Origin of the sequence: Candidatus Nitrosacidococcus sp. I8 (genome assembly GCF_945836005.1) — a bacterium.
Lineage (GTDB): Bacteria > Pseudomonadota > Gammaproteobacteria > Nitrosococcales > Nitrosococcaceae > Nitrosacidococcus.
In genome coordinates this window covers 954,022-976,024 of sequence record NZ_OX241534.1, presented here as the reverse complement: position 1 = coordinate 976,024, position 22,003 = coordinate 954,022, and the positions used below count along the sequence as shown (strand labels likewise).

At 36.8% G+C, this 22,003-nt stretch carries 26 protein-coding genes; 15 read left to right on the top strand and 11 right to left on the bottom strand.

Annotated features, from left to right (window positions below; genetic code table 11):
• Window positions 1-4 precede the first annotated feature (4 nt).
• The 3 genes from zipA (at window position 5) to OOL07_RS04880 (ending at window position 3,326) form a co-directional block, all read left to right on the top strand.
• Window positions 5-994, top strand: coding sequence for a cell division protein ZipA (gene zipA, locus OOL07_RS04890; protein WP_264695384.1), 990 nt, complete (start codon window positions 5-7; stop codon window positions 992-994).
• A 9-nt stretch (window positions 995-1,003) separates the two neighbouring features.
• Window positions 1,004-3,037, top strand: coding sequence for an NAD-dependent DNA ligase LigA (gene ligA / locus OOL07_RS04885; RefSeq protein ID WP_413774125.1), 2,034 nt, complete (start codon window positions 1,004-1,006; stop codon window positions 3,035-3,037).
• 85 nt (window positions 3,038-3,122) lie between these two features.
• Window positions 3,123-3,326, top strand: coding sequence for a (2Fe-2S)-binding protein (locus tag OOL07_RS04880; protein WP_264695382.1), 204 nt, complete (start codon window positions 3,123-3,125; stop codon window positions 3,324-3,326).
• On the opposite strand, the gene OOL07_RS04875 is transcribed toward OOL07_RS04880, so the two are convergent.
• Together OOL07_RS04875 and OOL07_RS04870 are read right to left on the bottom strand one after the other, a co-directional pair.
• Window positions 3,323-3,499, bottom strand: a complete 177-nt coding sequence (locus OOL07_RS04875) for a hypothetical protein (protein WP_264695381.1) — start codon at window positions 3,497-3,499, stop codon at window positions 3,323-3,325. The two genes, OOL07_RS04880 and OOL07_RS04875, sit on opposite strands and share 4 nt — an antisense overlap.
• A 153-nt stretch (window positions 3,500-3,652) precedes the next feature.
• Window positions 3,653-3,853, bottom strand: a complete 201-nt coding sequence (locus OOL07_RS04870; RefSeq protein WP_264695380.1) for a hypothetical protein — start codon at window positions 3,851-3,853, stop codon at window positions 3,653-3,655.
• Between the two features lie 40 nt (window positions 3,854-3,893).
• On the opposite strand from OOL07_RS04870, the gene OOL07_RS04865 reads away from it, so the two are divergent.
• Window positions 3,894-4,319, top strand: a complete 426-nt coding sequence (locus OOL07_RS04865) for a secondary thiamine-phosphate synthase enzyme YjbQ (RefSeq protein WP_264695379.1) — start codon at window positions 3,894-3,896, stop codon at window positions 4,317-4,319.
• Between the two features lies 1 nt (window position 4,320).
• On the opposite strand, the gene OOL07_RS04860 is transcribed toward OOL07_RS04865, so the two are convergent.
• On the bottom strand, window positions 4,321-4,983 hold the full coding sequence (locus OOL07_RS04860; RefSeq protein ID WP_264695377.1) for an esterase/lipase family protein: 663 nt from the start codon (window positions 4,981-4,983) through the stop codon (window positions 4,321-4,323).
• Window positions 4,984-5,077: 94 nt separating this feature from the next.
• Between OOL07_RS04860 and OOL07_RS04855 the strand changes: the two genes are divergently transcribed.
• Genes OOL07_RS04855 through OOL07_RS04845 form a run of 3 tightly spaced genes read left to right on the top strand, consistent with a single transcriptional unit; the run spans window position 5,078 to window position 6,903 of the window.
• Window positions 5,078-5,641, top strand: coding sequence for a Slp family lipoprotein (locus OOL07_RS04855; RefSeq protein ID WP_264695376.1), 564 nt, complete (start codon window positions 5,078-5,080; stop codon window positions 5,639-5,641).
• Between the two features lie 5 nt (window positions 5,642-5,646).
• On the top strand, window positions 5,647-6,228 hold the full coding sequence (locus tag OOL07_RS04850) for a DUF1134 domain-containing protein (RefSeq protein ID WP_264695375.1): 582 nt from the start codon (window positions 5,647-5,649) through the stop codon (window positions 6,226-6,228).
• Between the two features lie 24 nt (window positions 6,229-6,252).
• Entirely contained in the window at window positions 6,253-6,903 is a 651-nt protein-coding gene (locus OOL07_RS04845) for a DUF1134 domain-containing protein (RefSeq protein WP_264695374.1), read from the top strand.
• A 1-nt stretch (window position 6,904) separates the two neighbouring features.
• Here the strand turns inward: OOL07_RS04845 and OOL07_RS04840 are convergent, their stop codons facing one another.
• The 4 genes from OOL07_RS04840 to OOL07_RS04825 form a co-directional block, all read right to left on the bottom strand.
• Window positions 6,905-8,248 carry an OprO/OprP family phosphate-selective porin gene (locus OOL07_RS04840; protein WP_264695373.1) on the bottom strand — a complete coding sequence of 448 codons (1,344 nt, stop codon included), beginning with the start codon at window positions 8,246-8,248 and terminating at the stop codon, window positions 6,905-6,907.
• 40 nt (window positions 8,249-8,288) lie between these two features.
• Window positions 8,289-9,089 (bottom strand): sulfite exporter TauE/SafE family protein, encoded by an 801-nt coding sequence (locus tag OOL07_RS04835; RefSeq protein ID WP_264695372.1) that lies wholly within the window; start codon window positions 9,087-9,089, stop codon window positions 8,289-8,291.
• 500 nt (window positions 9,090-9,589) lie between these two features.
• The gene (locus OOL07_RS04830; RefSeq protein ID WP_264695371.1) at window positions 9,590-10,294 is read right to left on the bottom strand and encodes a porin; all 705 of its coding nucleotides are present in this window, start codon (window positions 10,292-10,294) and stop codon (window positions 9,590-9,592) included.
• Window positions 10,228-11,001, bottom strand: coding sequence for an OprO/OprP family phosphate-selective porin (locus OOL07_RS04825; protein WP_264695370.1), 774 nt, complete (start codon window positions 10,999-11,001; stop codon window positions 10,228-10,230). Before OOL07_RS04825 ends, OOL07_RS04830 begins: the two co-directional genes overlap by 67 nt.
• A gap of 84 nt (window positions 11,002-11,085) precedes the next feature.
• Between OOL07_RS04825 and OOL07_RS04820 the strand changes: the two genes are divergently transcribed.
• From OOL07_RS04820 to OOL07_RS04795, 6 genes are all read left to right on the top strand, one after another.
• The gene (locus tag OOL07_RS04820; protein WP_264695369.1) at window positions 11,086-12,372 is read left to right on the top strand and encodes a glycosyltransferase; all 1,287 of its coding nucleotides are present in this window, start codon (window positions 11,086-11,088) and stop codon (window positions 12,370-12,372) included.
• A 62-nt stretch (window positions 12,373-12,434) separates the two neighbouring features.
• Window positions 12,435-12,677: a DUF4342 domain-containing protein gene (locus tag OOL07_RS04815; protein ID WP_264695367.1), complete on the top strand. Its 243-nt coding sequence runs from the start codon at window positions 12,435-12,437 to the stop codon at window positions 12,675-12,677.
• 95 nt (window positions 12,678-12,772) lie between these two features.
• Window positions 12,773-13,504: a 6-phosphogluconolactonase gene (gene pgl, locus OOL07_RS04810; RefSeq protein WP_264695366.1), complete on the top strand. Its 732-nt coding sequence runs from the start codon at window positions 12,773-12,775 to the stop codon at window positions 13,502-13,504.
• Window positions 13,501-14,517 carry a glucokinase gene (locus OOL07_RS04805; protein WP_264695364.1) on the top strand — a complete coding sequence of 339 codons (1,017 nt, stop codon included), beginning with the start codon at window positions 13,501-13,503 and terminating at the stop codon, window positions 14,515-14,517. The genes pgl and OOL07_RS04805 overlap by 4 nt, the downstream gene beginning before the upstream one ends.
• A 24-nt stretch (window positions 14,518-14,541) precedes the next feature.
• Window positions 14,542-14,922 carry a Co2+/Mg2+ efflux protein ApaG gene (apaG, locus tag OOL07_RS04800; RefSeq protein WP_264695362.1) on the top strand — a complete coding sequence of 127 codons (381 nt, stop codon included), beginning with the start codon at window positions 14,542-14,544 and terminating at the stop codon, window positions 14,920-14,922.
• Window positions 14,923-14,926: 4 nt separating this feature from the next.
• The gene (locus OOL07_RS04795) at window positions 14,927-15,763 is read left to right on the top strand and encodes a symmetrical bis(5'-nucleosyl)-tetraphosphatase (protein ID WP_264695360.1); all 837 of its coding nucleotides are present in this window, start codon (window positions 14,927-14,929) and stop codon (window positions 15,761-15,763) included.
• Window positions 15,764-15,771: 8 nt separating this feature from the next.
• On the opposite strand, the gene OOL07_RS04790 is transcribed toward OOL07_RS04795, so the two are convergent.
• Genes OOL07_RS04790 through OOL07_RS04775 form a run of 4 tightly spaced genes read right to left on the bottom strand, consistent with a single transcriptional unit; the run spans window position 15,772 to window position 19,254 of the window.
• A complete protein-coding gene (locus tag OOL07_RS04790; RefSeq protein WP_264695358.1) occupies window positions 15,772-17,004 on the bottom strand; it encodes an FAD-dependent oxidoreductase in 1,233 nt (410 codons plus the stop codon).
• Entirely contained in the window at window positions 17,001-17,585 is a 585-nt protein-coding gene (locus OOL07_RS04785; RefSeq protein WP_264695357.1) for a beta-class carbonic anhydrase, read from the bottom strand. The genes OOL07_RS04790 and OOL07_RS04785 overlap by 4 nt, the downstream gene beginning before the upstream one ends.
• 38 nt (window positions 17,586-17,623) lie before the next feature.
• The gene (locus OOL07_RS04780) at window positions 17,624-18,265 is read right to left on the bottom strand and encodes a hypothetical protein (protein WP_264695356.1); all 642 of its coding nucleotides are present in this window, start codon (window positions 18,263-18,265) and stop codon (window positions 17,624-17,626) included.
• Between the two features lie 32 nt (window positions 18,266-18,297).
• Window positions 18,298-19,254, bottom strand: a complete 957-nt coding sequence (locus tag OOL07_RS04775) for a DNA/RNA non-specific endonuclease (protein WP_264695355.1) — start codon at window positions 19,252-19,254, stop codon at window positions 18,298-18,300.
• Between the two features lie 243 nt (window positions 19,255-19,497).
• On the opposite strand from OOL07_RS04775, the gene OOL07_RS04770 reads away from it, so the two are divergent.
• Both OOL07_RS04770 and uvrC read left to right on the top strand, forming a co-directional pair.
• Window positions 19,498-20,043 (top strand): hypothetical protein, encoded by a 546-nt coding sequence (locus OOL07_RS04770; RefSeq protein WP_264695354.1) that lies wholly within the window; start codon window positions 19,498-19,500, stop codon window positions 20,041-20,043.
• 41 nt (window positions 20,044-20,084) lie between these two features.
• A complete protein-coding gene (uvrC, locus tag OOL07_RS04765; RefSeq protein WP_264695353.1) occupies window positions 20,085-21,926 on the top strand; it encodes an excinuclease ABC subunit UvrC in 1,842 nt (613 codons plus the stop codon).
• Window positions 21,927-22,003: the final 77 nt, after the last annotated feature.

Genomic DNA, 22,003 nt, shown 5'->3' with positions numbered 1-22,003 from the left:
TTTTATGAATAATTTACGTCTTACGTTATTTATTATTAGTATTCTACTGCTTGTACTTATTTATTTTTACTCCCGTTGGGAATTAAAGAAAAGAGGGACAATTTCTGATGAGCAAAATATTAATGATGACAGCCATCAAAAAGATATCGCCAATACCCATAAAGAGGATTTAGACTTAGCAGTATCTAATACAGCCTATCAACAGGAGAATTCTTTTGCCGCACCCTCTGCGATCAACGATGATGTAGATACATCAAGGACAATTCAATTTAAACGCAATCAAGAAATTAAAAAAGAGCAGATAAATTCTGTAGGCTTAGATGAATCCTACGAAGTAGAGGATCCTTTTAATAAAAAGATACCTCCTTATTCTCAAGAAAAATCAAGGTATTCTACCTTTTCTACCGATGAGATAAAGGGAGATAAATATCCCTTAGAAGATAGACAAAAAGAAGCAACTCTACCTTCTTCTCAAGGTATTAAATCTAAATCACCTGCTTATTCACCTAAACTTGAACCTCAATCTAGTTTTACAGAATCTCATGCTAAAAAACAGTCTACTACGGAACAGAGACCAGATCTTATTATTGCTTTAACTGTCACAGCCCGGGGAAAAGGGGTATTTCAAGGTAGAGATATCGCCTCTATTTTAATAGAAAACGGACTCCAATTTGGAGAAATGAGTATTTTTCATGCTTATGCCCGTGATAAACCTATTTTTAGTGTAGTTAATATGGTTAAACCTGGCACATTCAATTTGGATAAGATGAATAGCTTTACCACACCAGGGCTCACCCTATTTATGAGATTGCCTGGTCCTTCCGGAGGATTTGCGGCTTTTGAGGCGATGCTAAATTTTGCTCGCATTCTAGCAAGAAATCTAAGTGGTGATCTAAAAGATGAAAAAAGAAATATTCTAACCACAGAAGCAATCGCTCATATTAAGGAACGAATTCTTGGTTTTAATCGTAACCGTCGATCTTTAGGAATGTAGATTTATCGTATATTTATGCCTACTCCTTGTGATTGGGATAAAAGGCACATTAAAGAGTTACGGCATTTAATTAATGAATATGGCTATGCTTACTACGTACTTGATCAACCTTTAATTGCAGATTTTGAGTACGATCAGCTTTTCAAAGAATTAGAGGATTTAGAGAGAAAATATCCAGCCCTTATTACGCCTGAATCTCCTACTCAACGAGTAGGTGCCGCTCCACTAAAAGCTTTCGCTAAGGTACAGCATAAAATACCCTTACGCTCACTAAATAATGCCTTTGATAGGAATGAGTTAGAACGTTTTGATCAAAGAATTAAAGAGCAGCTAGAGTTATCTGAGATTTGTTATATTGCTGAGCCTAAATTAGATGGACTAGCAGTCAATCTATGCTATCAAGGTGGAATTCTTATCCAAGGAGCCACCCGTGGAGATGGTCAGGTTGGAGAAGATATTACCCATAATATCCGTACTATTCCTACTATTCCTTTACAACTTAGGGGAGAGAATGTACCTAAGTTTTTAGAAGTACGAGGAGAAGTATACATGCCTAAAACAGCCTTCTATCAATTAAATCAAGAGGGTAAATTAAAAGGAGAAAGATCTTTTGTTAACCCAAGAAATGCAGCTGCCGGAAGTTTACGTCAATTAGATTCTAAAATTACTGCAGCCCGATCCTTGGCTATATTTTGTTACGGGATAGGAGAGATAGAGCAGGGGAAGATTCCTATTTCTCAATATAGAGTTTTAATACAGCTAAAGGAGTGGGGATTTCCTGTTTCTCCTTATAGTCAGCTTGTTTGTGATATAAGTGCGTGTTGGACATATCTTGAAAAACTATTAGGACTACGCTCTCAATTACCTTATGAAATTGATGGGGTGGTACTCAAGGTAGATGATTTAACCCAGCAAAATAATCTAGGGTTTACTGCTCGAGCACCTCGCTGGGCAATTGCCTATAAATTTCCTGCCCAAGAAGCTTCCACCCAAGTGCTAGCCATTGAAGTTCAGGTAGGGCGTACTGGCATTCTCACCCCTGTTGCACGATTAGATCCTGTTTCTGTAGGTGGTGTAGTCGTGCGTAATGCTACTTTGCATAATGAATCGGAAGTACAGCGAAAAGATATTCGGGTGGGAGATAAGGTATTAATTCGCAGAGCAGGGGATGTCATTCCTGAGGTCATAAGCGTTATCCTAGAATATCGCCCAGAAAATAGTACTCCATTTGCTATGCCTCAATGTTGCCCAGCTTGCAACTCTGAAATAATTAAAGAGCAACAAGGAACAATTGCTCGTTGTAGTGGTGGGCTATATTGTCCAGCGCAGCAAAAAGGAACGATCAGGCATTTTGTGTCTAGGAAGGCTATGAATATTCTTGGTTTAGGAGAAAAGATCACAAACCAGCTGATAGAATTAGGATTAGTTAAAAATCCATCTGATTTGTATCAACTCACCATAGAAAAACTTTCAGCACTTGAAGGAATTGGAGAAAAGCTTGCTACCAGGATAGTTGACAGGATTGAAAAAAGTAAAGAAACAACTCTTAGTCGTTTTTTATATGCACTAGGTATTCGTGAAGTGGGGGAAACTACAGCTCAACTGCTCGCAAAGGAATTTCGTTCTTTAACTGCTTTAATGATAAGTGATGAAGAGCAACTTCAAAAAATTCCGGAAATAGGCCCTGTTGTTGCTTCCCATATTGTGGGTTTTTTTTGCCAAAATCATAATCGTGAAGTGATATATAAACTACAAGGAGGGGGAGTATTTTGGGTAGAGGTAGATATTAATAAGGAGAGAAATCCTAATCATTTACCGCTTTTAAGACAGATTTTTGTCTTTACGGGTACCCTATCTACAATGACACGCAACCAAGCTAAAGAGAAAATACAAACGCTAGGAGGTAGGGTAAATAATCATGTTTCCTCTAAAACAAATTATGTGGTTGTCGGTACTCAACCAGGATCAACACTTAATAAAGCAAAAGAGCTAAGAGTAGCGATCTTGGATGAATCTCAATTTCAAGGGTTATTAGAACAATAGCATATTTATTTTTTATTAAAAGTATATTGACAATCATTATCATTTGTATTTATATAGTGGTATAAAAACAATAGAGGATGAAGTTATGTACATCTGTGTATGCCGAGCAGTCACTGATAGAAAATTACAACAAGCAATTGATCAAGGAACCAATAGTATTCATGGCTTAAGAGATGAACTTGGGATTATTCAAGATTGCGGCAAGTGCGGTTGTTATGTGCGAGATATGCTACAAAAAATCCAAAATGGTAGCAATCCTACCACTGAGATTGAAAAAGTAGCTTTTTAGATTTTTCTGCTTATTTCATATAGTGTGTGTATTACTACTGCCATATCTATCATGGTTTTAACTGCTCGATCAATAATCTCATTTTCCCTATAATTTGCAGCAGCCCCAAGAGTAGCCCGACTATCAGCAATTAATTGATCCACTTTAGTTTGAGATCCACACTTCTTTTTCATCAAACATAAACCCAGAGGCATAGATTTTTTTAAATTTCTTCTCAATGATGATTCCTTCTCTCATTTGAGATAATAAAATGCCCTACTATGACTCTTTGCTCCTTACCATAGCGAGTGATTCAATCAAACCAGTCTTCTACTCCAAGAAATAGCTTAATGCCTTTTCCGTATTTCTATGAATTTTTCTTTACGAATAGAAATACTAGTTGCACTTGCTTTTTGCAGCATTAAATTCATATAAGCAAGAATTCTATCTGCACTTTGCTCTAGCAATTTTCCCTTCTTCAGCTTACCGGAAGTTAAGGTACTATCAAAATCATATGCAATAATAAAAGGTATATGCCGTTTCATCATTTATTCATTTTTTTATATACTTTGACTGAGCTATTATTTCATGTGGATTCAAAAAGAAATTAAGCTTAACCCATATAAACGAGGATTTCATTTAATTACCCGAGAAATTAAAATGGCTTGCCAGCCAGAACTAGCTCAAATCAAGATTGGGCTATTACATATTTTTATCAAGCATAGCTCTGCATCACTTACGATTAATGAAAATGCTGATCCTACCGTTCGATCTGATTTTGAAAATTTTTTTAGTCGATCTGTACCTGAAAATGAACCTTATTATCACCATGTTTTAGAGGGTAGTGATGATTTACCTGCCCATATTAAAAGTAGTATTTTAGGATCGAACGTGCAGATTCCTATTACCCAGGGGCAGCTTAACCTAGGGATTTGGCAAGGAATTTATTTAGGTGAACACCGAAATTATAGGGGTAGTCGGCAAATTGTTCTTACCCTTTGGGGAGAGGTGTAATTTATTTATCTTGAAAGTGCCCCATTTGTAAAAAACGATCAATAAAGGGCACAACTAATGGGGAGAAAAGTAACCCATTATGGTTGATTTCTAACAAACAATGATCTGTCATTCCTTCTTGTTTTGTTTCTTCAACAGTAATGGTCCCATCGTTAGGCAAAGGTAGGTGGGTAATAATTTTACCTAAATCAGCACTTCGAGTACCAGAAATAACCCCTAATTCTTGCTTGAAATGCCAAGGCGATCTAGGTTCAAGTAATAACTTTTCTTCTGTGCTTTTCCCTAAAATATAGCGACCTAGAGGAAGACTATAAACCTTATGGGCCGCTTTACTGCTTCCAAAAGGACTACCTAAGGCAACTACACGCCCTGATCTTTGATTGGGATAGGTTTCAAAAAAATGCTGAATGAGTAATCCGCCTAAACTATGACCCACAAAATGAATAGTTTCATTTTCTAATTGAGCTATTTGTTGATGTAGTGAATCAGAGATTTCCTTTGGATGCCTTCGTACAGAGGGATAGCCAAAACAAACCACATGATAGCCATAACCTCTTAAACGTTTCGCCATAGGATATAGGCCAAATTTATACATCCAAAGTCCGTGGAGTAAAACAATCGTTTCTTGTTTATTTGTACTAAAATAAGATGTAGTGGGTTCCATTGTGAAAATTAGACGAGTTGATATTTGCTTGTTAAAAATTAGCTACATAGTTTATAACGATCTAATGAATTACTCTAATTTAAGAAAATACCCTATGCTAAAAAAAATAGCACTTATTTTTACTACGCTGATATTAATCGGTTGTGAGAGCCAAGTACCTCTATTGATCCGAGATCAACCACCTAAAAACCCTAGTATTCAGGCAGTACAAACTGATATCCACCGCTATCAAGGTAGTTTTATACGCTGGGGCGGAAAAATTGCTAGTATTCATAATAAAAAAGAAGGTACTATTTTTGAAATTCTTGCTCAACCTTTAGGAGATGAAGGTCGACCTGTAGGGGGGGATGAAAGCTATGGGCGTTTTATTGCTACAGTGGCTGAATTTTTAGATCCAGAGATTTATAAAAAAGATAGGGAAATTACGATTTACGGTAAAGTAGCAGACTTAGAGGAAGGTCAAATTGGAGAACATGCCTATCCTTTCCCAGTGATACAGACTGTAAAATACTATCTCTGGGAGCCGATTACTGCTCGTAATTATTACCCTTACTATGGTGGATTTGGTTATCCTTATGGATTTGGCTACCCTTACGGGTTTGGTTATCCTTATATGTATCCCTATGGTTTTTCACCCTTTGGCTACTACTGGTGGTAAATACAATGATGAATAGAGGAAATAAACAGCAGGTAATAAAGTTTTTATTATTTTTTTTCATAATCTATAGCACTTGGCTATATGCAGATACCAAGCCAGAAGATAAAGAATATTCTCAGCAAGGAGTCATTAGTGCAGCTTCGGATTTCTTTGGAGAATCAACTAAAGCTCTTGCGGAAGTTATTGAAGGAGTGTTTAAAAAACAAGGTCAACCTAATGGCTATATTACCGGTGAAGAAGGGGGCGGTGCATTAGGGATTGGACTGCGTTATGGCGAAGGTGTGCTCCATAGCAAAACTTGGAAAGATAAAAATGTATATTGGAGTAGCCCTTCTATAGGCTTTGATGTAGGTGGTAACCTTTCTAAGGTATTCATTTTGGTTTATCACTTAAAAAACCCTAATGATATTTTTCAGAGAATTCCGGGTGTTGGCGGAAGTTTTTATGTAGTAGGTGGCATAGGGGTTAATTACCAGCAGACAGGTGATCTTATTTTAGCTCCTATTCGTACTGGTGTAGGCTGGCGAGCAGGGGTAAATGTAGATTATATGAAATTCACTGATAAAAAATCATGGATTCCATTTTAAAAAAATAGGGTAAATGAGGGAAATATGAACAAGGGCTGGCATTTTATATTAATGACTATTTTTTTATCTGTTTACACCATAGCTTATAGTGCTACGGTGAGTACCATTGATTTGATTAATGATAATAATGGTGAGGAAATAGAGGCACAAAAATCTGAAGCTCCAGAGATTGAAGAGAGTAGTAATACAGCGGAAGATTTTATCCATACTGATCTTACGCAAATAGCCGCCCAATCTCTTGAGGTACCTACTGATGATATTCAAGGAGCTGTGGAGGATATTTTCAAAAATTATGGGGATCCCATTGGGTATATTTCTGGTACTGAAAATGGGGGAGCTGCGTTTTTTGGAGTTCGTTATGGTAAAGGAACATTACATGGGGAAGATTGGCGGGATCAAGAAATATACTGGCGTAGCCCATCAGTAGGGCTTGATCTCGGTGGTAATGCCTCTAAAGTATTTATTTTTATTTACCATTTAGACAATGTAAAAACGCTATTTCAAAGAATTCCCAATATGGGGAATAGTCTAGATTTTCCCGGAAATATCAAAGTAACCTATATGAAAAAGGATGATTTGGTACTAGCAATAATGCGTAGTAGTTCTGGTTGGCGTGCTGGAGTTAATATGGAATATATACGTTTTGCTAAGGAAAAATCATGGGTTCCTTTTTAGGTCAAAAAGAGTATTGTAGCCTAGCCATCAGTAGGTGCTCTATGCCATGATTTCCAAGAGTTTTTCCCTCTATACCTTGGAAAGTGGTTTGTTGATAGTCCAGCATCATTTTTGTTTGAGAAGTGAAATACCAGTTCACCCCTATCGTCCATCCTTTGGCATCACTTGCACTTTGGTTGGGATTAGAAAATAAAGGGAAAGCATTGGGATCTACATAAAATTCATTATAGCGGGCTTTAATTTCTACTGCACCCCAATGCCCTTGGGATGGGTTAAAAATTTCCTTTACAATAACTCCACCCGGAACTACGTTTGGCTCAAAAATAACATTCTTTCCTATTAAAATATAGGAAGCAGCAAGTTGCCAAGATTGATAATACAAGGTACGTTGAATAACTACATTCTGTACCTCTTGAGCACGGAATACATACTCTCCTAAGGCTCTAAAATGATTTTTAATGTAATGAAATTGAGGAGCAATGGTAAAGTTTTGCCCTGCAGCAATCGTACTACTCTGGTAATTAAAAAAATAAATTCCTCCAATTCCTTGAGCAGGATCTCTGAAATTGGAGAGTTCTCCATTTGTATTGCCGTACATGCTGCCTATTCCAATATCAAGTGCCTTTAGCCAATGATCAGTCTGGTTAATAAAAGGATGAGTCATCACCCTTGTGGCTACATTGTAGCCATGAGATTCCTGAAAATCGGTACTATTTGTGTTATCCCGTACCCCTGCAAAGACACCAAATTGATAACTTAAGCGGTTTTTCCATAGGTCCCCATAGAATTGCATTCCAGTGCTTCGATTGGGAATTAAATTCATAGTAAGTCCTCGTTCAATGAATATAGTATCTCGAGTGGTTTGCTGCATTTCTAATCCTACAGGAAGTCGAAATTTTCCTGCCATGATTCTAAATTGAGACCAGTAACTAAAATCAACAAATCCATCTACAACAAGATTTGTTCTAAACTGACCTAAATCAGGTGTGTATTTAAAATTAAAATAGCGAAATAGCTTGCCAGCAATAGAAGGGCGAGCACGTCTAAACATCAGAGTTTCAGGGGTTTGATCATCAAAAAAAGAACGCCTGTCCCCTTGTAAATACCCATGAATATTTATTTCAAAATCCCGATCGGTAGTACGCAAATAAATTCCTTTTCCAGAGAGAAAATCTGCACCCCATTCAAGGGATTTGGAGTTAGTTTTATCGAATTTATTGGTAGATAATTCCTGAGGAAAACTCTTTTTGGGGAAAGAAAGTCCAAAGAAAAGGAACAGTAAAAAAAATGATATAACCCATAATATTTTTTTTCTCGGACCTACGTCAAAAACAATCAGATACATAATTATTAATGCCGGAAATAAGCAAAAAGTACTTCTTAATTTAAAGAATAAATTTAATACCAATTAATATGAGCAAAGTTGAAAGCGTAATTTGTATTGCTCTATCTGGAAGACTGATACTAAAGCGACTGCCTAAATAAACTCCAGGCAAAGATCCTAAAAGAAGATTACTTAAAATATGTATATCTACCGTCCCCAAATGCCAATGCCCGATGCCAGCAATCAGTGTTAAAGGAACCGCATGAGCTATATCAGTTGCTGCAAGTTGATTCATATACAGATTTGGATAGAGATATAACAAAGCAACTGATCCTAAAGCACCTGCTCCGATGGAAGACATAGTGACGATAAACCCTAGTATCCAACCAGTCATAATGGTACTCACCATAATAAAATTTTGATTCCGGCGGAGATATTGAATTATTTGTACAAACTTGGAGGAATGATTAGCTTTGGCAGCTCGCTTCAACCAGCTTTTTAGCGGCAATACAATTGCCGTTAAAATTAATGCTAGTCCTAATACAAAATTAATAAAGTTTATAAGCTCTTGATCATGGTACTGAAAGATTTTTAATACTTGTAGTGTTATTAAGGTAGAGGGGATACTCCCTAGGGCTAAAAATCCTACAATACGCCACTGAATGGTATGGTGATGCCAATGGCTCCACACGCCACCTACTTTAGTAAGAGCAGCAAAGAGTAAATCAGTACCTACCGCTCTCAAAGGAGAGAGACCAAATCCAAAAATTAAAATTGGAGTCATCAGTGAACCACCACCTACCCCAGTAAGCCCTACTACAAATCCTACGAATAAGCCAGATACTATATATCCTAGTTCCATATGTAATTTCCTATAATTAAGAGAAGAATGACCTAACTAAAATCTCTTTGAATAATATTTAATATTTTATATTAAATAAAATTATATTTTAATAGTTAAATATAATAAAAAATTATATAAACCTATAAGGCTACTATAGCGACAATCTGCATAGGAATAGGAATAGGAATAGGAATAGGAATAAGGAAGCCATTTTATGGAGAAGCACAGGGAGGCAGCTTAAAGCTATGAGTATTTAAACTGTCAGTATTGATTTATTCAGTGTGCAATAAAAATTAAAAGGGAGAAGGGATAGCAATCGTCCCGATCTATCTGATTGTTTTAAGAAAGGTTAATTTAGTTAGAATTTTTAATCTAACAGGTAATTAATTAAAATAAGAACTATTTAACGTACACGTATGGATATATGCATTGTAAGTTTAAAAACTGTGGACAATAAAGCAGGGGATGTAAGAAACGGTAGGATCGTACTGCAAGGAAATTTAAATCTAGAAAACATATTATAGTCTAGTCATCAGTAAATGTTCTACTCCGTGATTTCCTAGGGTTTTTCCTCCTTTTCCCTGAAAAATGGCTTGCTGATAGTCCAGCATGGCTTTCATTTGGGAGGTGAAATACCAATTTACTCCTATAGTCCATCCTTTAGCTCCAGTTGCACTTCTATTAGGATCGGCAAATAAGGGAAAAGCATGGGGATCTACATAAAGCCGGTTATAGCGAGCTTTTATTTCTACTGCTCCCCAGTGGTGCTGGGATGGATCAAAATTCTGTTTTACAATCACTCCGCTTGGTATAAAAATAGCGTTTTCTCCAGTGAGGATATAGGAAGCAGCTACTTGCCAAGATTGATTATAAAGTGTTTTCTGAGCAGTAATGTTTTGTACTTCTTGAGAATGAAATATATACTCTCCAAAAGCTCTAAAAGAACCCCGAGTATAATAAGCTTGAGGGGCAATCTCAAAAATTTGCCCAGCTGCAGCGGTGCCATCTACATACTTAAACATTGGTATACCACCGATTCCTTGGGCAGGTTCTCTAAAATCAGAAAGTTTTCCACTCACATTACCATACATACTACCTATCCCAATTCCTAGCTCTTTTAGCCAGTGATTAGTTTGATTAACGAAAGGATGTGCCATTATCCTTGCGGTAAAATCATAGCCATCATAGGATTGAAAATCAGTAGTAATAGTATTATCCCGCATACCTGTAAAAAACCGAACTGATAACTCAACCGATTAGCAAGTACATCTCCATAAAATTTGATCCCAGTCCCTCGATTAGGAAGTAAATTCATGGGAAGCCCCCGTTCGATAAATAGATTTTCTCGGGCAGTTTGCTGCATTTCTAGCTCCACAGGGAGACGAAATTTCCCTGCCATAACTCTAAATTGAGGCCAATAACTAAAATCAAGAAACCCATCTACTGTCAGTACTTGCCTAAATTGCCCAAAATCAGGCATATACTTAAAACTAAGATATCGGAATAATTTTCCTGCAAGGATTGGGCGAGCACGCCTTGCCATTAAAATATTAAGGGTAGGGCCAAAAAAAGAGCGACGATCTATTTGTAGATACCCATGAACACTAACTTCAAAATCCCGATTGATGGTACGTAAGTACATTCCTTCTCCTGATATGAAGTCAGCACCCCATTCAAGGGATTTAGGATTAACTTCATCTAACCTGTTTCTTTGAATAAATCCTTGTTCAAATCCTTGTAGCCTTTTTGATTCTTTAAACTCAATTTCTGAGAGTTGTAGTAGCTGATTTTTACTTGTTTGAAATAAGTTGATTTCTTTTTTTTCTGCTAACTGGGTAGCAGAAAATTTTTGAGCAAAAGCCTCAAGTGGATAAGAAAAAAATATTATATAAAATATAATAAAAATAATATGCTGAAAACTAATCATCATAAACTTAAATAAATGCCTATAATGTCGGCCATTTTTTAGTTATATTACTGAAACAAAAATCAATCGCTTCGGAGCCCTTTATTCATGACTCATTTTGGTATTGTTTGCCCGGCAGCAACTGGGCATTTAAACACGCTCCTCCCTATAGGACAAAAATTAAAAGAGCGTGGGCATAAAGTAACGGTAATTAATTTTCTAGATGCACAAGCTAGAGTAGTCGCTGCAAATCTGGATTTCTCACCTATAGGTGTACGCGATTTTCCATTGGGAAGTATGGAGGATCCTCTTGCAGAAATGGGGAAAACAGATGGACTAACTTCGTTACGCCATGCAATTGCCTTATTTGGAAAAAAGGCAGCTGCTATTATGGAAGATACTCCTCAGATAATTAAAACAACCGGGATTGATATGTTACTTATCGATCAAACTTCCCGAGGTGCAGATGGGGTTGCTGAATACTTACAGATTCCTTTTGTGAGTATATGTAGTGCCGTAGTGCTTAACGCAGATTCATCTATTCCTCCTGTATTTATGCCTTGGCATTATCGCCCTCCTAGCCTACTTGGCAATATGAGAAACTGGATGGGATATCAGTTACTCTACTATATATCAAAACCTATTAGTAGGGTGCTAAGTAGCTATCGGAAGCAGTGGGGACTTCCGCTTCATCCTAATCCTAATGATGATTATTCCTCCCTTGCTCAAATTAGCCAACAACCTAAAGAATTTGAATTTCCTAGAACTGATTTACCTCCCTATTTTCATTTTACAGGCCCTTACCATACTGAAGAACATCGAGAAGAGGTAGAGTTTCCATGGGAGAAATTATCATCAGATAAACCTTTAGTTTATGCCTCCTTAGGTACTATTCAAAATAAGGCAGAAAGTACTTTTCATATTATTGCCGATGCTTGTAAAAATTTAGATATTCAATTAGTACTATCTCTAGGAGGATCAGGGGATAATACAATGTTTCCTTCCCTACCTGGAAATCCGATTGTAGTAAATTATGCTCCTCAACTAGAATTATTAAAACGGGCTACACTAATGATTACCCATGCAGGATTGAACTCTACTCTAGAGGCACTTACTAATGGTGTACCTTTAGTTGCTATTCCTATTACTAGCGATCAGCCGGGTGTTGCTGCACGTATTGCATGGACGGGAGTAGGAGAGGTAGTACATATTTTTCGCTTGACTGCCCCTAGACTCACTGATGCAATTAAGAAAGTACTAGAAAATAAATCTTACAAAGAAAAGGCATTGAAAATGCAAGAATCAATTAAAAAATCAGGAGGAGTTGATTTAGCCGTTAAAATTATTGAGCAGGTTGCTGCTACAGGAAAACCTGTGTTACCTAATCAAGTTTAATATGTAGTTATCAATATTTTTTTAAAAAACACTGTTAGTAAAAAATATAGGTGGTGTAAAATATGCAAAATACAGATATGTTTAAAGAACAATATGAAAAATTTATAGCGTTCATAACTAAAACGCTAAAAAATATTGGCTTATATCGGCTTTCTATTTATGGTAATCAAGGAAGTATTTTAACCGATGTGCCTCTAGCAGCGACTCTTGTCGTAGTAGGTATACTTATTATGTTTGTGCCAAAATTAACTGCAATAGGTGCACTATTTGCGTTATTTAAGCAGATTAAGGTTGAGATTACTTAATTTAACCATTCCAATCTAAGCGTAAGCTGATTGGCTAATTGCAAGTAAACTTATATGGTATTTTAATAATCAATATAGGCTAAATAAGGTGAATTATGGATAGAATCCGAGTATTTCCTACGCAATCTGATCTTTATAAAGGTGCAGCAGATTATTGGAAAGAGGTGGCTAATTTAGCAATTAGCCAAAAGGGTTCATTTCATGTTGCCTTATCTGGTGGTAATACTCCAAAAGGTTTATACAAATTGCTAGCGAATACCCCCTATATAAATGAGATAGATTGGCAAAAGGTATATATCTATTTTGGGGATGAACGCTATGTGCCTATGGACGATAAGGAGAGTAATTACCGTATGGCACGGGAGTCTTTTCTTGACCAAATCCCTATCCCACCTTATCAAATATTTAGAATACCGACTGAAGATCCAAACCCTCAAGTATCTGCAGATAGCTACGCTGAACTATTAAAAAATTATTTACCTGATCAAAGTAAATTTGATCTTATTCTTTTAGGAGTAGGATCAGATGGGCATACTGCTTCTCTTTTTCCTCATACTTCTATTTTAGAAGTACGAGATCGTTTAGTTGCAGCAGTATACGTAGAAAAATTAAACACTTGGCGAATTAGTATTACCTATCCTTTAATTGAACAAGCACATCAAGTTTTCTTTTTAGCCTCTGGAATAGGTAAATCTCTAGTGATTGCTAATATTTTAAAAAATCTAGAAGGCAAGGACTATCCAATTCAACTCCTGCTACAAGCTAAAGAAGAAGTTGTTTGGTATTTAGATAAACAAGCAGCACAAGCGTGGGAGAATAGACGATGAGAGTATTAGCAGCAGATATTGGAGGCACTAAAACTCTATTTCAGATTATCGAGTGGGCAGCAAGAAGAGAAGATCGCCATGTTCTTGTAGAACATCGCTATCATAGTAATGATTATTTGAGCTTTGATACCTTATTACAAGAGTTTTTATCTGAAGTAGGTAGTAAAATTACCAAAGATCTTGTAAGTGCTTGTTTTGCCGTAGCAGGTCCTGTGGTGAATGGGGTTGCTAAAGCAACTAATCTCCCTTGGCAACTTGATCCAGAGGCACTTAAAATAAAATTTAAAATACCTCAAGTCATTTTAATTAATGACTTTCAGGCACAAGGCTATGGTATCGAGTGTTTATGTCCAGATGATTTTGCAGTGTTGCAACAAGGGGATCCCGAACTAAAAGCACCGCAAACACTTATTGGAGCAGGGACAGGACTAGGTCAAGCACTTCTAGTATGGCATGAATTGTTAGGGCATTATCAAGTATTAGCCACGGAAGGTGGGCATGTAGACTTTGCCCCTTCAGGACCTCTTCAAATTAAATTGCTAGAATACCTCTCCCAGAGTTTAACCAGAGTTTCCTATGAACGTTTATTATCAGGTAGCGGACTGGTTAATATTTATCGTTTTCTTAAAGAGCAGAATCCAACTGCTGAAAATCCTACACTAAAAGATGCGATGCGAGAAGGGGATCCCGCAGCAGCTATTAGTCGTTTTGCTATGGAATATGAAGATTTTTTAGCTCATAAATCATTGGAATTATTTGCTCAAATTTATGGAGCACAAGCAGGTAATTTAGCACTTACCTGCATTTCTCAAGGAGGTGTATTTGTGGGAGGGGGTATTGCTCCTAAAATACTTAAATACTTACAGGCAGGTGGATTTATGAAAGCTTTCCTTAATAAGGGACGTTTATCTGTATTACTAGAACATATTCCGGTTAAAGTAATTTTAGAGCCGAAAGTTGGCTTATGGGGTGCATCTCTAGTAGCTGCAAGGTATACAGATGGAAAAATGTAATATCTTGTTTTAATAGCTAGTTTCATGGAAGATCCCATCTATAAAGTCTCAGTAACGGCAGAACCTCTCTTTATCGAGGAACAATCAGATCCAGATGAATCTAGATATGTCTTTGCTTATACTATAAAAATTTGCAACTTAAGTACGATAGCAGTAACCTTACTAGCAAGACATTGGGTGATTACTAATGGAGAAGGACAAGTACAAGAAATACATGGACAAGGTGTGGTTGGAAAGCAGCCCTACTTAAAGCCAGGTGGGGAGTTTTGTTATACCAGTGGTGCTATGCTTGAAACTCCGGTAGGCACAATGCAGGGTAGTTACTCTATGGTTACTGAAGATGGTGTTGCTTTTGAAGTGGATATAGGCGTTTTTTCACTGGCTGTGCCTGGATGCGTTCATTAAAAATATGGCGATTTATGCCATAGGGGATATTCAGGGATGCTATGATGAGTTACAGCAACTTTTAAGCTATATTCAATTCAACCCTAAATGCGATCAATTATGGCTTACGGGGGATTTGGTAAATAGAGGATCAAAGTCTCTTGAAACACTACGATTTATTCATAGCTTAGGGAATAGAGCAATTACGGTTTTGGGTAACCATGACCTTCATTTACTTGCCCTTGCTGCAAAAGTTAAAGAACCTAGATCCTCCGATACTCTAAACACAATACTGGCTGCTTCAGATAGGGAGGAGTTAATTACTTGGTTGCGATATCGTCCCTTACTCTATCAAGACTTTTTATCAAATACTATTATGGTGCATGCAGGGTTACTGCCTCAATGGGATATTCCTAGGGGGATAGTTTATGCACGATCTTTAGAAAAAGTGTTGCAGGGAGAGAATTGGCAAGAATTTTTAGCCCATATGTATGGAGATACCCCAAATAAGTGGAGTGAAGAGCTAAGAGGCTGGGATCGTTTACGACTCATTTCTAATGGGCTTACTCGAGTACGTTATTGCAATAGCATAGGTGAGATTTCCTTAAAAGAGAAATATGCTCCTAATAGTAAAACTAACAATGAAGGGTTAATTCCTTGGTTTGAGATGCCCAGCCGAAGAAACCAAAAAACTAAGATTATTTTTGGTCACTGGGCTACCCTAAACCCAGGTATTTATAATCAATCTATGTTTGCTTTAGATGGAGGGTGTGTTTGGGGAGGAAAATTAGTAGCCCTGCGAGTTGATGGAGGTATTCCCCGATGGTTTTCTATTCCTTGTCCAAGTTATAAAGCTATATAATAGAGATATTATTTACAGATTATTATCTGGCTCACTCTTTCTGGTCTAATACCTATGCCTACTGCACGTCCAAGCAAGCAGCGTAACCAAGAAGAGCGATTAAGCAATCTGAGGGGCCAAGGAGGAGTTGTTATTTTACTATTTACTTGTAGTGCTGGGGTAATAGCATGCCGATGAATAAAGGCTTGAATCCCTTGTGTAATCTTGGTTGGCCAAAATCTGCGTTGCTGCACCATATGTAGATCAGCTAGAGTCAGACAATTATTTAGTAATGGCACTGCTAGGCAATTGGCAGTAGCAACTGCATCTTGTATGGCCAGATTAATGCCAATTCCCCCTACTGGTGACATAGCGTGTGCGGCATCACCAATACACAATAGCCCTTCTCTTGCCCAATGCTGTAACCGGTCTAGCTTAACGGTCAGTAGTTTAATTTTATCCCAATTGTGTAATTCTTCAACTCGATCAGAAAACATCGGCTGTAGAGTCGCCAAAGCTTGCTGAAAAGCAGACAATCCACGTTGGTGCCAATCAGGAAAGGTACCTTTTTTGATGATAAAGGCACACTGCCAATAGTTACCGCGATCTAACATAACTAGTATTTTTCCCCTATCTATCCTTCCTCCAAGGGAAGCTGTCTGATCGGTATTACGTTTCGGCAGGCACATCCAGAGCACATCAATAGGTACACCCATGTCTATGATAGCCATATTGGCACACTTGCGAATCTGTGATGTGCGACCATCTGCGCCTACAACTAAAGTAGCACGAATGATCAGATCATTTTTCGTGCTGGTATCATACGCCTTGACACCAGCTATTCTACCCGATTCAACTAACAGATCTTTCACTTCTGTATTCATGCGTAAGTTAAAACTAGGCTGAGACTTACCCGCTTCAGCAAGTAAATTAAGAAAATCCCACTGGGGCATCAATACAATATAGGGAATAGGTAGCTGTGAAAAATCTGCAATGGTAAAATGCATATCCCCAATATGGGCACTTATCTGCAACACTTTCTGATGAGATTGTGCTAGCAATGGTTTGAGTAGCCCCAATTGCTGCATAACTTCGAGTGTTGAGGGATGGATAGTATCACCACGAAAGTCACGCAAAAAATCTGCGTGCTTTTCCAATATCGTAACTGCAATGCCTGCACGAGCTAGTAAATAACCTAGCATCATACCAGCCGGTCCACCACCAGCAATGACACAGGTGGTGTGCTCTTCAAGAGACATCATAGAGTGTTCCCTAGAAGGTTATTTGCCTTAGGTACCTCTATGAGTCGCCCTGATTTTACATCATAGATATAGCCATAAACAGGAATATGGTGAGGAACTAAAGGGTGTGTGCAAATTCGCTGTACATCCTCAAAGACACTTTGAGCTTGATCAGCAATAGGAAGCCAATTAATATACTTACCCTCTAAGCTTCCAGGGCCTGTGCCTACATCCCTCCAGCCATTATTATCTAAGGCAGCAGTCTCTAAACTTTTAGCTAAAAGATCAGTGATGGTTTCGTTAGTAAATACTTCCATACCACAATCTGTATGGTGCACTACAAACCATTCATAAGTACCTAGTAGTTTATAGGAAATGACTAAAGAGCGAATAGCATCATCACTTGCTCTTCCTCCTGCATTGCGGATCACATGGGCATCTCCCTCAGAAAGACCTGCAAATTTTGCCGGATCTAGCCGTGCATCCATGCAGGTTAAAATAGCAAAATGTCGCCCTGGAGGCATAGGCAGTTTGCTTTTTTCACCAAAGGTTGTTGCATATTTTTGATTAGCCGCCAGTACCTCTTTTTGAATTTCACTCATACTGCCTCCTTATATTTCGCAGAGTTCTAATAAATTACCTAATCATCAGTACAGTACTTTGAAGCAAGTGCAGATAGTTTAATTTGAGTTTCACCTAAAGCTTGAGCAACATCATACATAGCTAAATTTAAGATACAGTGTAGCTCTTTATTAAATCTATAATCATATTTATTATCAATATCAATCATAACTTGATTATGAATACTATGAGGAATAATGTTATCAAACATCCAGCCACCCCAATAAGCACCGTCTGGAGCAGTTCCTGATTTTAATAATGTTTTGGCAAGGGTTACTCCTGCCATATCGGTAGAGGCATCAGGAAATTTGATACCACGGTCATTCATATGCTTAATTGCGGCATTTACCAAAAAGTCCATTCCAGATAGCCAGTGATTAATTTTTTTTGTACCATCTTTTTCAGATAATTCTGCGATCTCTTGGCTAACAACCTTATCTCCTAGCATTGATATAAGTGCTTTTTTGAAGCTAAAGCTTTTTTCCCCTCCACCTGCTTTAATGAGTGCAGCACTGATACTTAGATCTGGATCGCCATCATAAACAGGACCACCGAACCAGCTGGTTCTTACAAGTTCCTCCTCAGCTAATAGTATTGAACTATTTAATAAGCAGAAAATTGTAATGATGCTTATAGCAAAATTTCTTTTATTGTTAATCACGCATTACGCTCCATTATTTTATATTTTGTCAATTAATAACGACTTGGTAGTTTAGATACTGATTTCAAATGCCAAGGGTTAGAATCAACCTCAGCTTCTAATTTTTGCTCTATCTGATCATCTAGTTTATGAAAAAAATCAAACCCTGTTTTCTCTTCTACGTGATCGATACTGACAAGGTAGTGATCTAATGGCTCATTACCACGCACCTTTTGCGGCATGATAAACGCAAGTACTTTAGGTATTTCACCTTTTTCTTTAGGTGGAACAAGATATATTTTGTAAAAACTCTCTGGGATTTGTATTAAGAAAGAAGACTTAAGTCGTTGGGGATTATCTCCAAAAATAGGACCAGTAAATACCCATACTTCACCAAATTGCTTGGTAAAGTGGTTGATTCCCACTTCCTCTAATCGCTCCCATAATTTTTCATTCAAATTCTTAGTTTGGGGTGTGATGTTAGTTATTTTAAAAGTATCTAATTGCCCTATTTGCCCATAAATATGGCTAATGGCATAATTTGGTGCCATATGCCCCCGATCATAACCACTACCTGTATATGAATCATGGCCTGTAAGATAGAAATTACGCCAATCTGAGCTAAATCTAGGAGGACGTTTATAAGAGGGAGTATTTTCTGGTACTGGTTTTAATAAATAGCTTACCCAGAGAGGGTTGCCTCGAAGATCTGAATAGCCCACTATATAGCCATGATTACGAAAGATACGAGTCCATGTATAAGGAGATATCTGGTTTATGGCTTTTGGGATACCCATGTATACCATTTGGGAACGAGCATATAGCTCATACCCATATAATCCACCTAGAATTAAAAGTATTAAGGGGAAGAAAAGACGAGGGTAGCGTTTTTCAAGTGTAAAAAGATCGGGAAGAACTTTTATGAGTAAACTAAGAGCAGGAGGGCTGCGTTTATAATTTCTTCTTAAGAGTTTAAAAATAAAATCTAAATTCTTTCTTTTCCCTTTCATGCTAGGTAGCTCTTATTTAAAGCAGATATAGTAAAGAACTCTATTAGGAAAATAAATAAAAAATTAATTTTTTATAAGCTATAAAAATTTTTATAAGCTATAAAAATGGATTTATACTATGTTAGTCATCTAATGATGTATTTATTTGTTAGTCATCTAATGATGTATTTATTTAGCTAGTTTTAAAATAGCTATAGAGTTTTTTGTAACCCCTTTCTTTAGTTTAGATAGGACAACAAGTAGATGAGCAACGATAGTAAGAAAGAAATCAGTAGTGCCCATTTAGATGGAATAAGAAAAGCGTGGCTAGTTATTATTCCTTCAATTATTGCCATTATAGGTACAACAATATTTACTGGCAGTTGGTTGGCTTTAATACACACCAAAGAAAAATCTCCAGTCAATACAGTAAAAGAGCGGATGCGCTCACCTGATCAGGTTTTATATGAGGAAATACAAAAGGATACACGTAAAGTATATCTTCAACTACTTGAGGCTAAAATTGGATCAGATACAGATGAGGTAAATAAATTAAATAGCGTATTAGATGATCTTGATACACAAAGAGATGAATTAATTACTAAATATCTTCCTTCTTATGCTGCCAAAAAATATTCTAAAAAGGAAGAGATGTTAGAAACCATGGTAGGAATGCCTTATCCTGTAATTTTTACGATGGGATTATCTGTTGCTATTTTACTTTTTATCATTGTGCATTATTCATCATTATTAATTATTAATAAAAAGTATCCGCCACCCTCTGAAGACGAGCATATCGAAGAAATTTAATATAAATTAAAATTTATTGAACCTCGGTTCCTTGAACGATTATGGAAATAGAAAATGACACGCTATTTGATATTTCTCACTTTTTAAAACATCTCACTACCTCTCCGGGCATTTATAAAATGTTAAATAAAAGCGGAGAGGTACTATATGTAGGCAAGGCTAAGAATTTAAAGAATCGGGTCAATAGTTATTTTACAAAAAATAATCTAACAGCTAAGAATAGTGCACTTATTAGTCAAGTCAACAGTATTGAGGTCACCATTACTCATAGCGAAAGTGAGGCATTGATCTTAGAAAATAACTTAATTAAAGCACTACAACCCCACTATAATATATTACTTAGGGATGATAAGAGTTATCCCTATATTTTTATTTCTAATGATAAATTTCCTAGACTTATCCTCAGTCGTAAAGTAGATTACTCTCTTGGTCAATACTTTGGTCCTTATCCCCATACAAATGCTGCACGAGAAACAATCGCTTTACTACAGGAAATATTTCTTGTACGGCAATGCACTGATACTACCTTTAATAACCGTTCTCGACCCTGCTTAGAATATCAGATTAAACGTTGTACTGCCCCATGTGTGGGACTCATTTCTGAGAAAGATTATCAAGAGGATATTCATTTTATTACTTTATTTCTAAACGGAAAAAATAAAGAGATTATTGATACTCTTGAAGTAAAAATGAAAAAAAGCGTACAAACGCTACATTTTGAACAAGCGACCCATTATCGAAACCAAATTTCTAGTTTAAAGAAAACACAAGAACCACAGTATATTGATAGTAAATTAGGTATAGATTTCGATATTATCGGTGTAGTAACCAAGCAGAATATTGCCTGCATCAATGTTTTTTTTATTAGAGGTGGGCATAATTTAGGGGATAGAACTTTTTTTCCTAAGTTTCAAGGAGAAACTACCCCACAAGACTTTATGGCTGCATTTATTTCGCAGCATTACTTAAAGTTAGAGCAAGATATCCCTTCTACCCTTGTATTAAGCCATAAACTTAAGGATAAAGAATTACTCTCTGAGATACTTAGCAAAAAGAAAGGCAGTAGTGTGAAATTACTTACACCTATTCGAGGTCCAAAAGCAAAGTGGGTTACTATGGCATTGGCTAATGGAGAAAATCGTGTAGAACAACAGTTGATTAAAAAAGAAAGGACTTCTACCTCCCTAGAAGATTTACAGAAACTACTTAGATTGCCCGTATTGCCTAAAAAAATTGAATGCTTTGATATTAGTCATACTCAAGGAGGAGATACAACAGCTTCCTGTGTTGTATTTGACTCCGGGGTTCCTGACAAAACTCGCTATCGTCAGTTCAATATCAGTAATGTTACTGCTGGTGATGATTATGGTGCGATGAGACAGGTACTTACTCGGCACTATTCAAGACTGAAAAAAGAAAAGAAAGCACTTCCTGATCTATTAATCGTAGATGGAGGTAAAGGGCAGTTAAGCTATGCTACTGTTAGTTTAGCAGAGATGGGACTATCTCAAATAAATATACTAGGCATTGCCAAAGGGGTTGAACGTAAAGTAGGGGAGGAAACTCTATTTTTAAATTTAGATAAAACCCCTATAAAACTCCCTTCTAATTCTAAAGTACTACATTTACTACAACAAATTCGGGATGAAGCACATCGTTTTGCCATTACCCATCACCGCAAACGTAGCCTTAAAAAATACGATCACACTTTTTTAGAGAAATATATTTCTGGGCTAGGAGCATCACGTCGCCAACAATTATTTGAGCAATTTGGAGGAATACAGGAAATTTCTAAGTTAAAAATTGAGGATTTAACTCAAGTGAAAGGAATAGGTGAGAATCTTGCTCATCGTATTTATAACTATTTTCACAATAGAAGTTAATTAGTGATATTATTTAGTCTAAAGTGAATAGTGTTCTATAGTTATAAAATATTTATTCATTTTTACAAGTGAAAAAT

What these genes read in the sequence shown, in the direction of transcription:
- zipA (WP_264695384.1), top strand. Translation starts at nt 5, where the DNA reads ATGAATAATTTACGTCTTACGTTATTTATTATTAGTATTCTACTGCTT.
- OOL07_RS04880 (WP_264695382.1), top strand. Translation starts at nt 3,123, where the DNA reads ATGTACATCTGTGTATGCCGAGCAGTCACTGATAGAAAATTACAACAA.
- OOL07_RS04875 (WP_264695381.1), bottom strand. Translation starts at nt 3,499, where the DNA reads ATGAAAAAGAAGTGTGGATCTCAAACTAAAGTGGATCAATTAATTGCT.
- OOL07_RS04870 (WP_264695380.1), bottom strand. Translation starts at nt 3,853, where the DNA reads ATGATGAAACGGCATATACCTTTTATTATTGCATATGATTTTGATAGT.
- OOL07_RS04865 (WP_264695379.1), top strand. Translation starts at nt 3,894, where the DNA reads ATGTGGATTCAAAAAGAAATTAAGCTTAACCCATATAAACGAGGATTT.
- OOL07_RS04860 (WP_264695377.1), bottom strand. Translation starts at nt 4,983, where the DNA reads ATGGAACCCACTACATCTTATTTTAGTACAAATAAACAAGAAACGATT.
- OOL07_RS04855 (WP_264695376.1), top strand. Translation starts at nt 5,078, where the DNA reads ATGCTAAAAAAAATAGCACTTATTTTTACTACGCTGATATTAATCGGT.
- OOL07_RS04850 (WP_264695375.1), top strand. Translation starts at nt 5,647, where the DNA reads ATGATGAATAGAGGAAATAAACAGCAGGTAATAAAGTTTTTATTATTT.
- OOL07_RS04845 (WP_264695374.1), top strand. Translation starts at nt 6,253, where the DNA reads ATGAACAAGGGCTGGCATTTTATATTAATGACTATTTTTTTATCTGTT.
- OOL07_RS04840 (WP_264695373.1), bottom strand. Translation starts at nt 8,248, where the DNA reads ATGTATCTGATTGTTTTTGACGTAGGTCCGAGAAAAAAAATATTATGG.
- OOL07_RS04835 (WP_264695372.1), bottom strand. Translation starts at nt 9,089, where the DNA reads ATGGAACTAGGATATATAGTATCTGGCTTATTCGTAGGATTTGTAGTA.
- OOL07_RS04830 (WP_264695371.1), bottom strand. Translation starts at nt 10,294, where the DNA reads ATGCGGGATAATACTATTACTACTGATTTTCAATCCTATGATGGCTAT.
- OOL07_RS04825 (WP_264695370.1), bottom strand. Translation starts at nt 11,001, where the DNA reads ATGATGATTAGTTTTCAGCATATTATTTTTATTATATTTTATATAATA.
- OOL07_RS04820 (WP_264695369.1), top strand. Translation starts at nt 11,086, where the DNA reads ATGACTCATTTTGGTATTGTTTGCCCGGCAGCAACTGGGCATTTAAAC.
- OOL07_RS04815 (WP_264695367.1), top strand. Translation starts at nt 12,435, where the DNA reads ATGCAAAATACAGATATGTTTAAAGAACAATATGAAAAATTTATAGCG.
- pgl (WP_264695366.1), top strand. Translation starts at nt 12,773, where the DNA reads ATGGATAGAATCCGAGTATTTCCTACGCAATCTGATCTTTATAAAGGT.
- OOL07_RS04805 (WP_264695364.1), top strand. Translation starts at nt 13,501, where the DNA reads ATGAGAGTATTAGCAGCAGATATTGGAGGCACTAAAACTCTATTTCAG.
- apaG (WP_264695362.1), top strand. Translation starts at nt 14,542, where the DNA reads ATGGAAGATCCCATCTATAAAGTCTCAGTAACGGCAGAACCTCTCTTT.
- OOL07_RS04795 (WP_264695360.1), top strand. Translation starts at nt 14,927, where the DNA reads ATGGCGATTTATGCCATAGGGGATATTCAGGGATGCTATGATGAGTTA.
- OOL07_RS04790 (WP_264695358.1), bottom strand. Translation starts at nt 17,004, where the DNA reads ATGATGTCTCTTGAAGAGCACACCACCTGTGTCATTGCTGGTGGTGGA.
- OOL07_RS04785 (WP_264695357.1), bottom strand. Translation starts at nt 17,585, where the DNA reads ATGAGTGAAATTCAAAAAGAGGTACTGGCGGCTAATCAAAAATATGCA.
- OOL07_RS04775 (WP_264695355.1), bottom strand. Translation starts at nt 19,254, where the DNA reads ATGAAAGGGAAAAGAAAGAATTTAGATTTTATTTTTAAACTCTTAAGA.
- OOL07_RS04770 (WP_264695354.1), top strand. Translation starts at nt 19,498, where the DNA reads ATGAGCAACGATAGTAAGAAAGAAATCAGTAGTGCCCATTTAGATGGA.
- uvrC (WP_264695353.1), top strand. Translation starts at nt 20,085, where the DNA reads ATGGAAATAGAAAATGACACGCTATTTGATATTTCTCACTTTTTAAAA.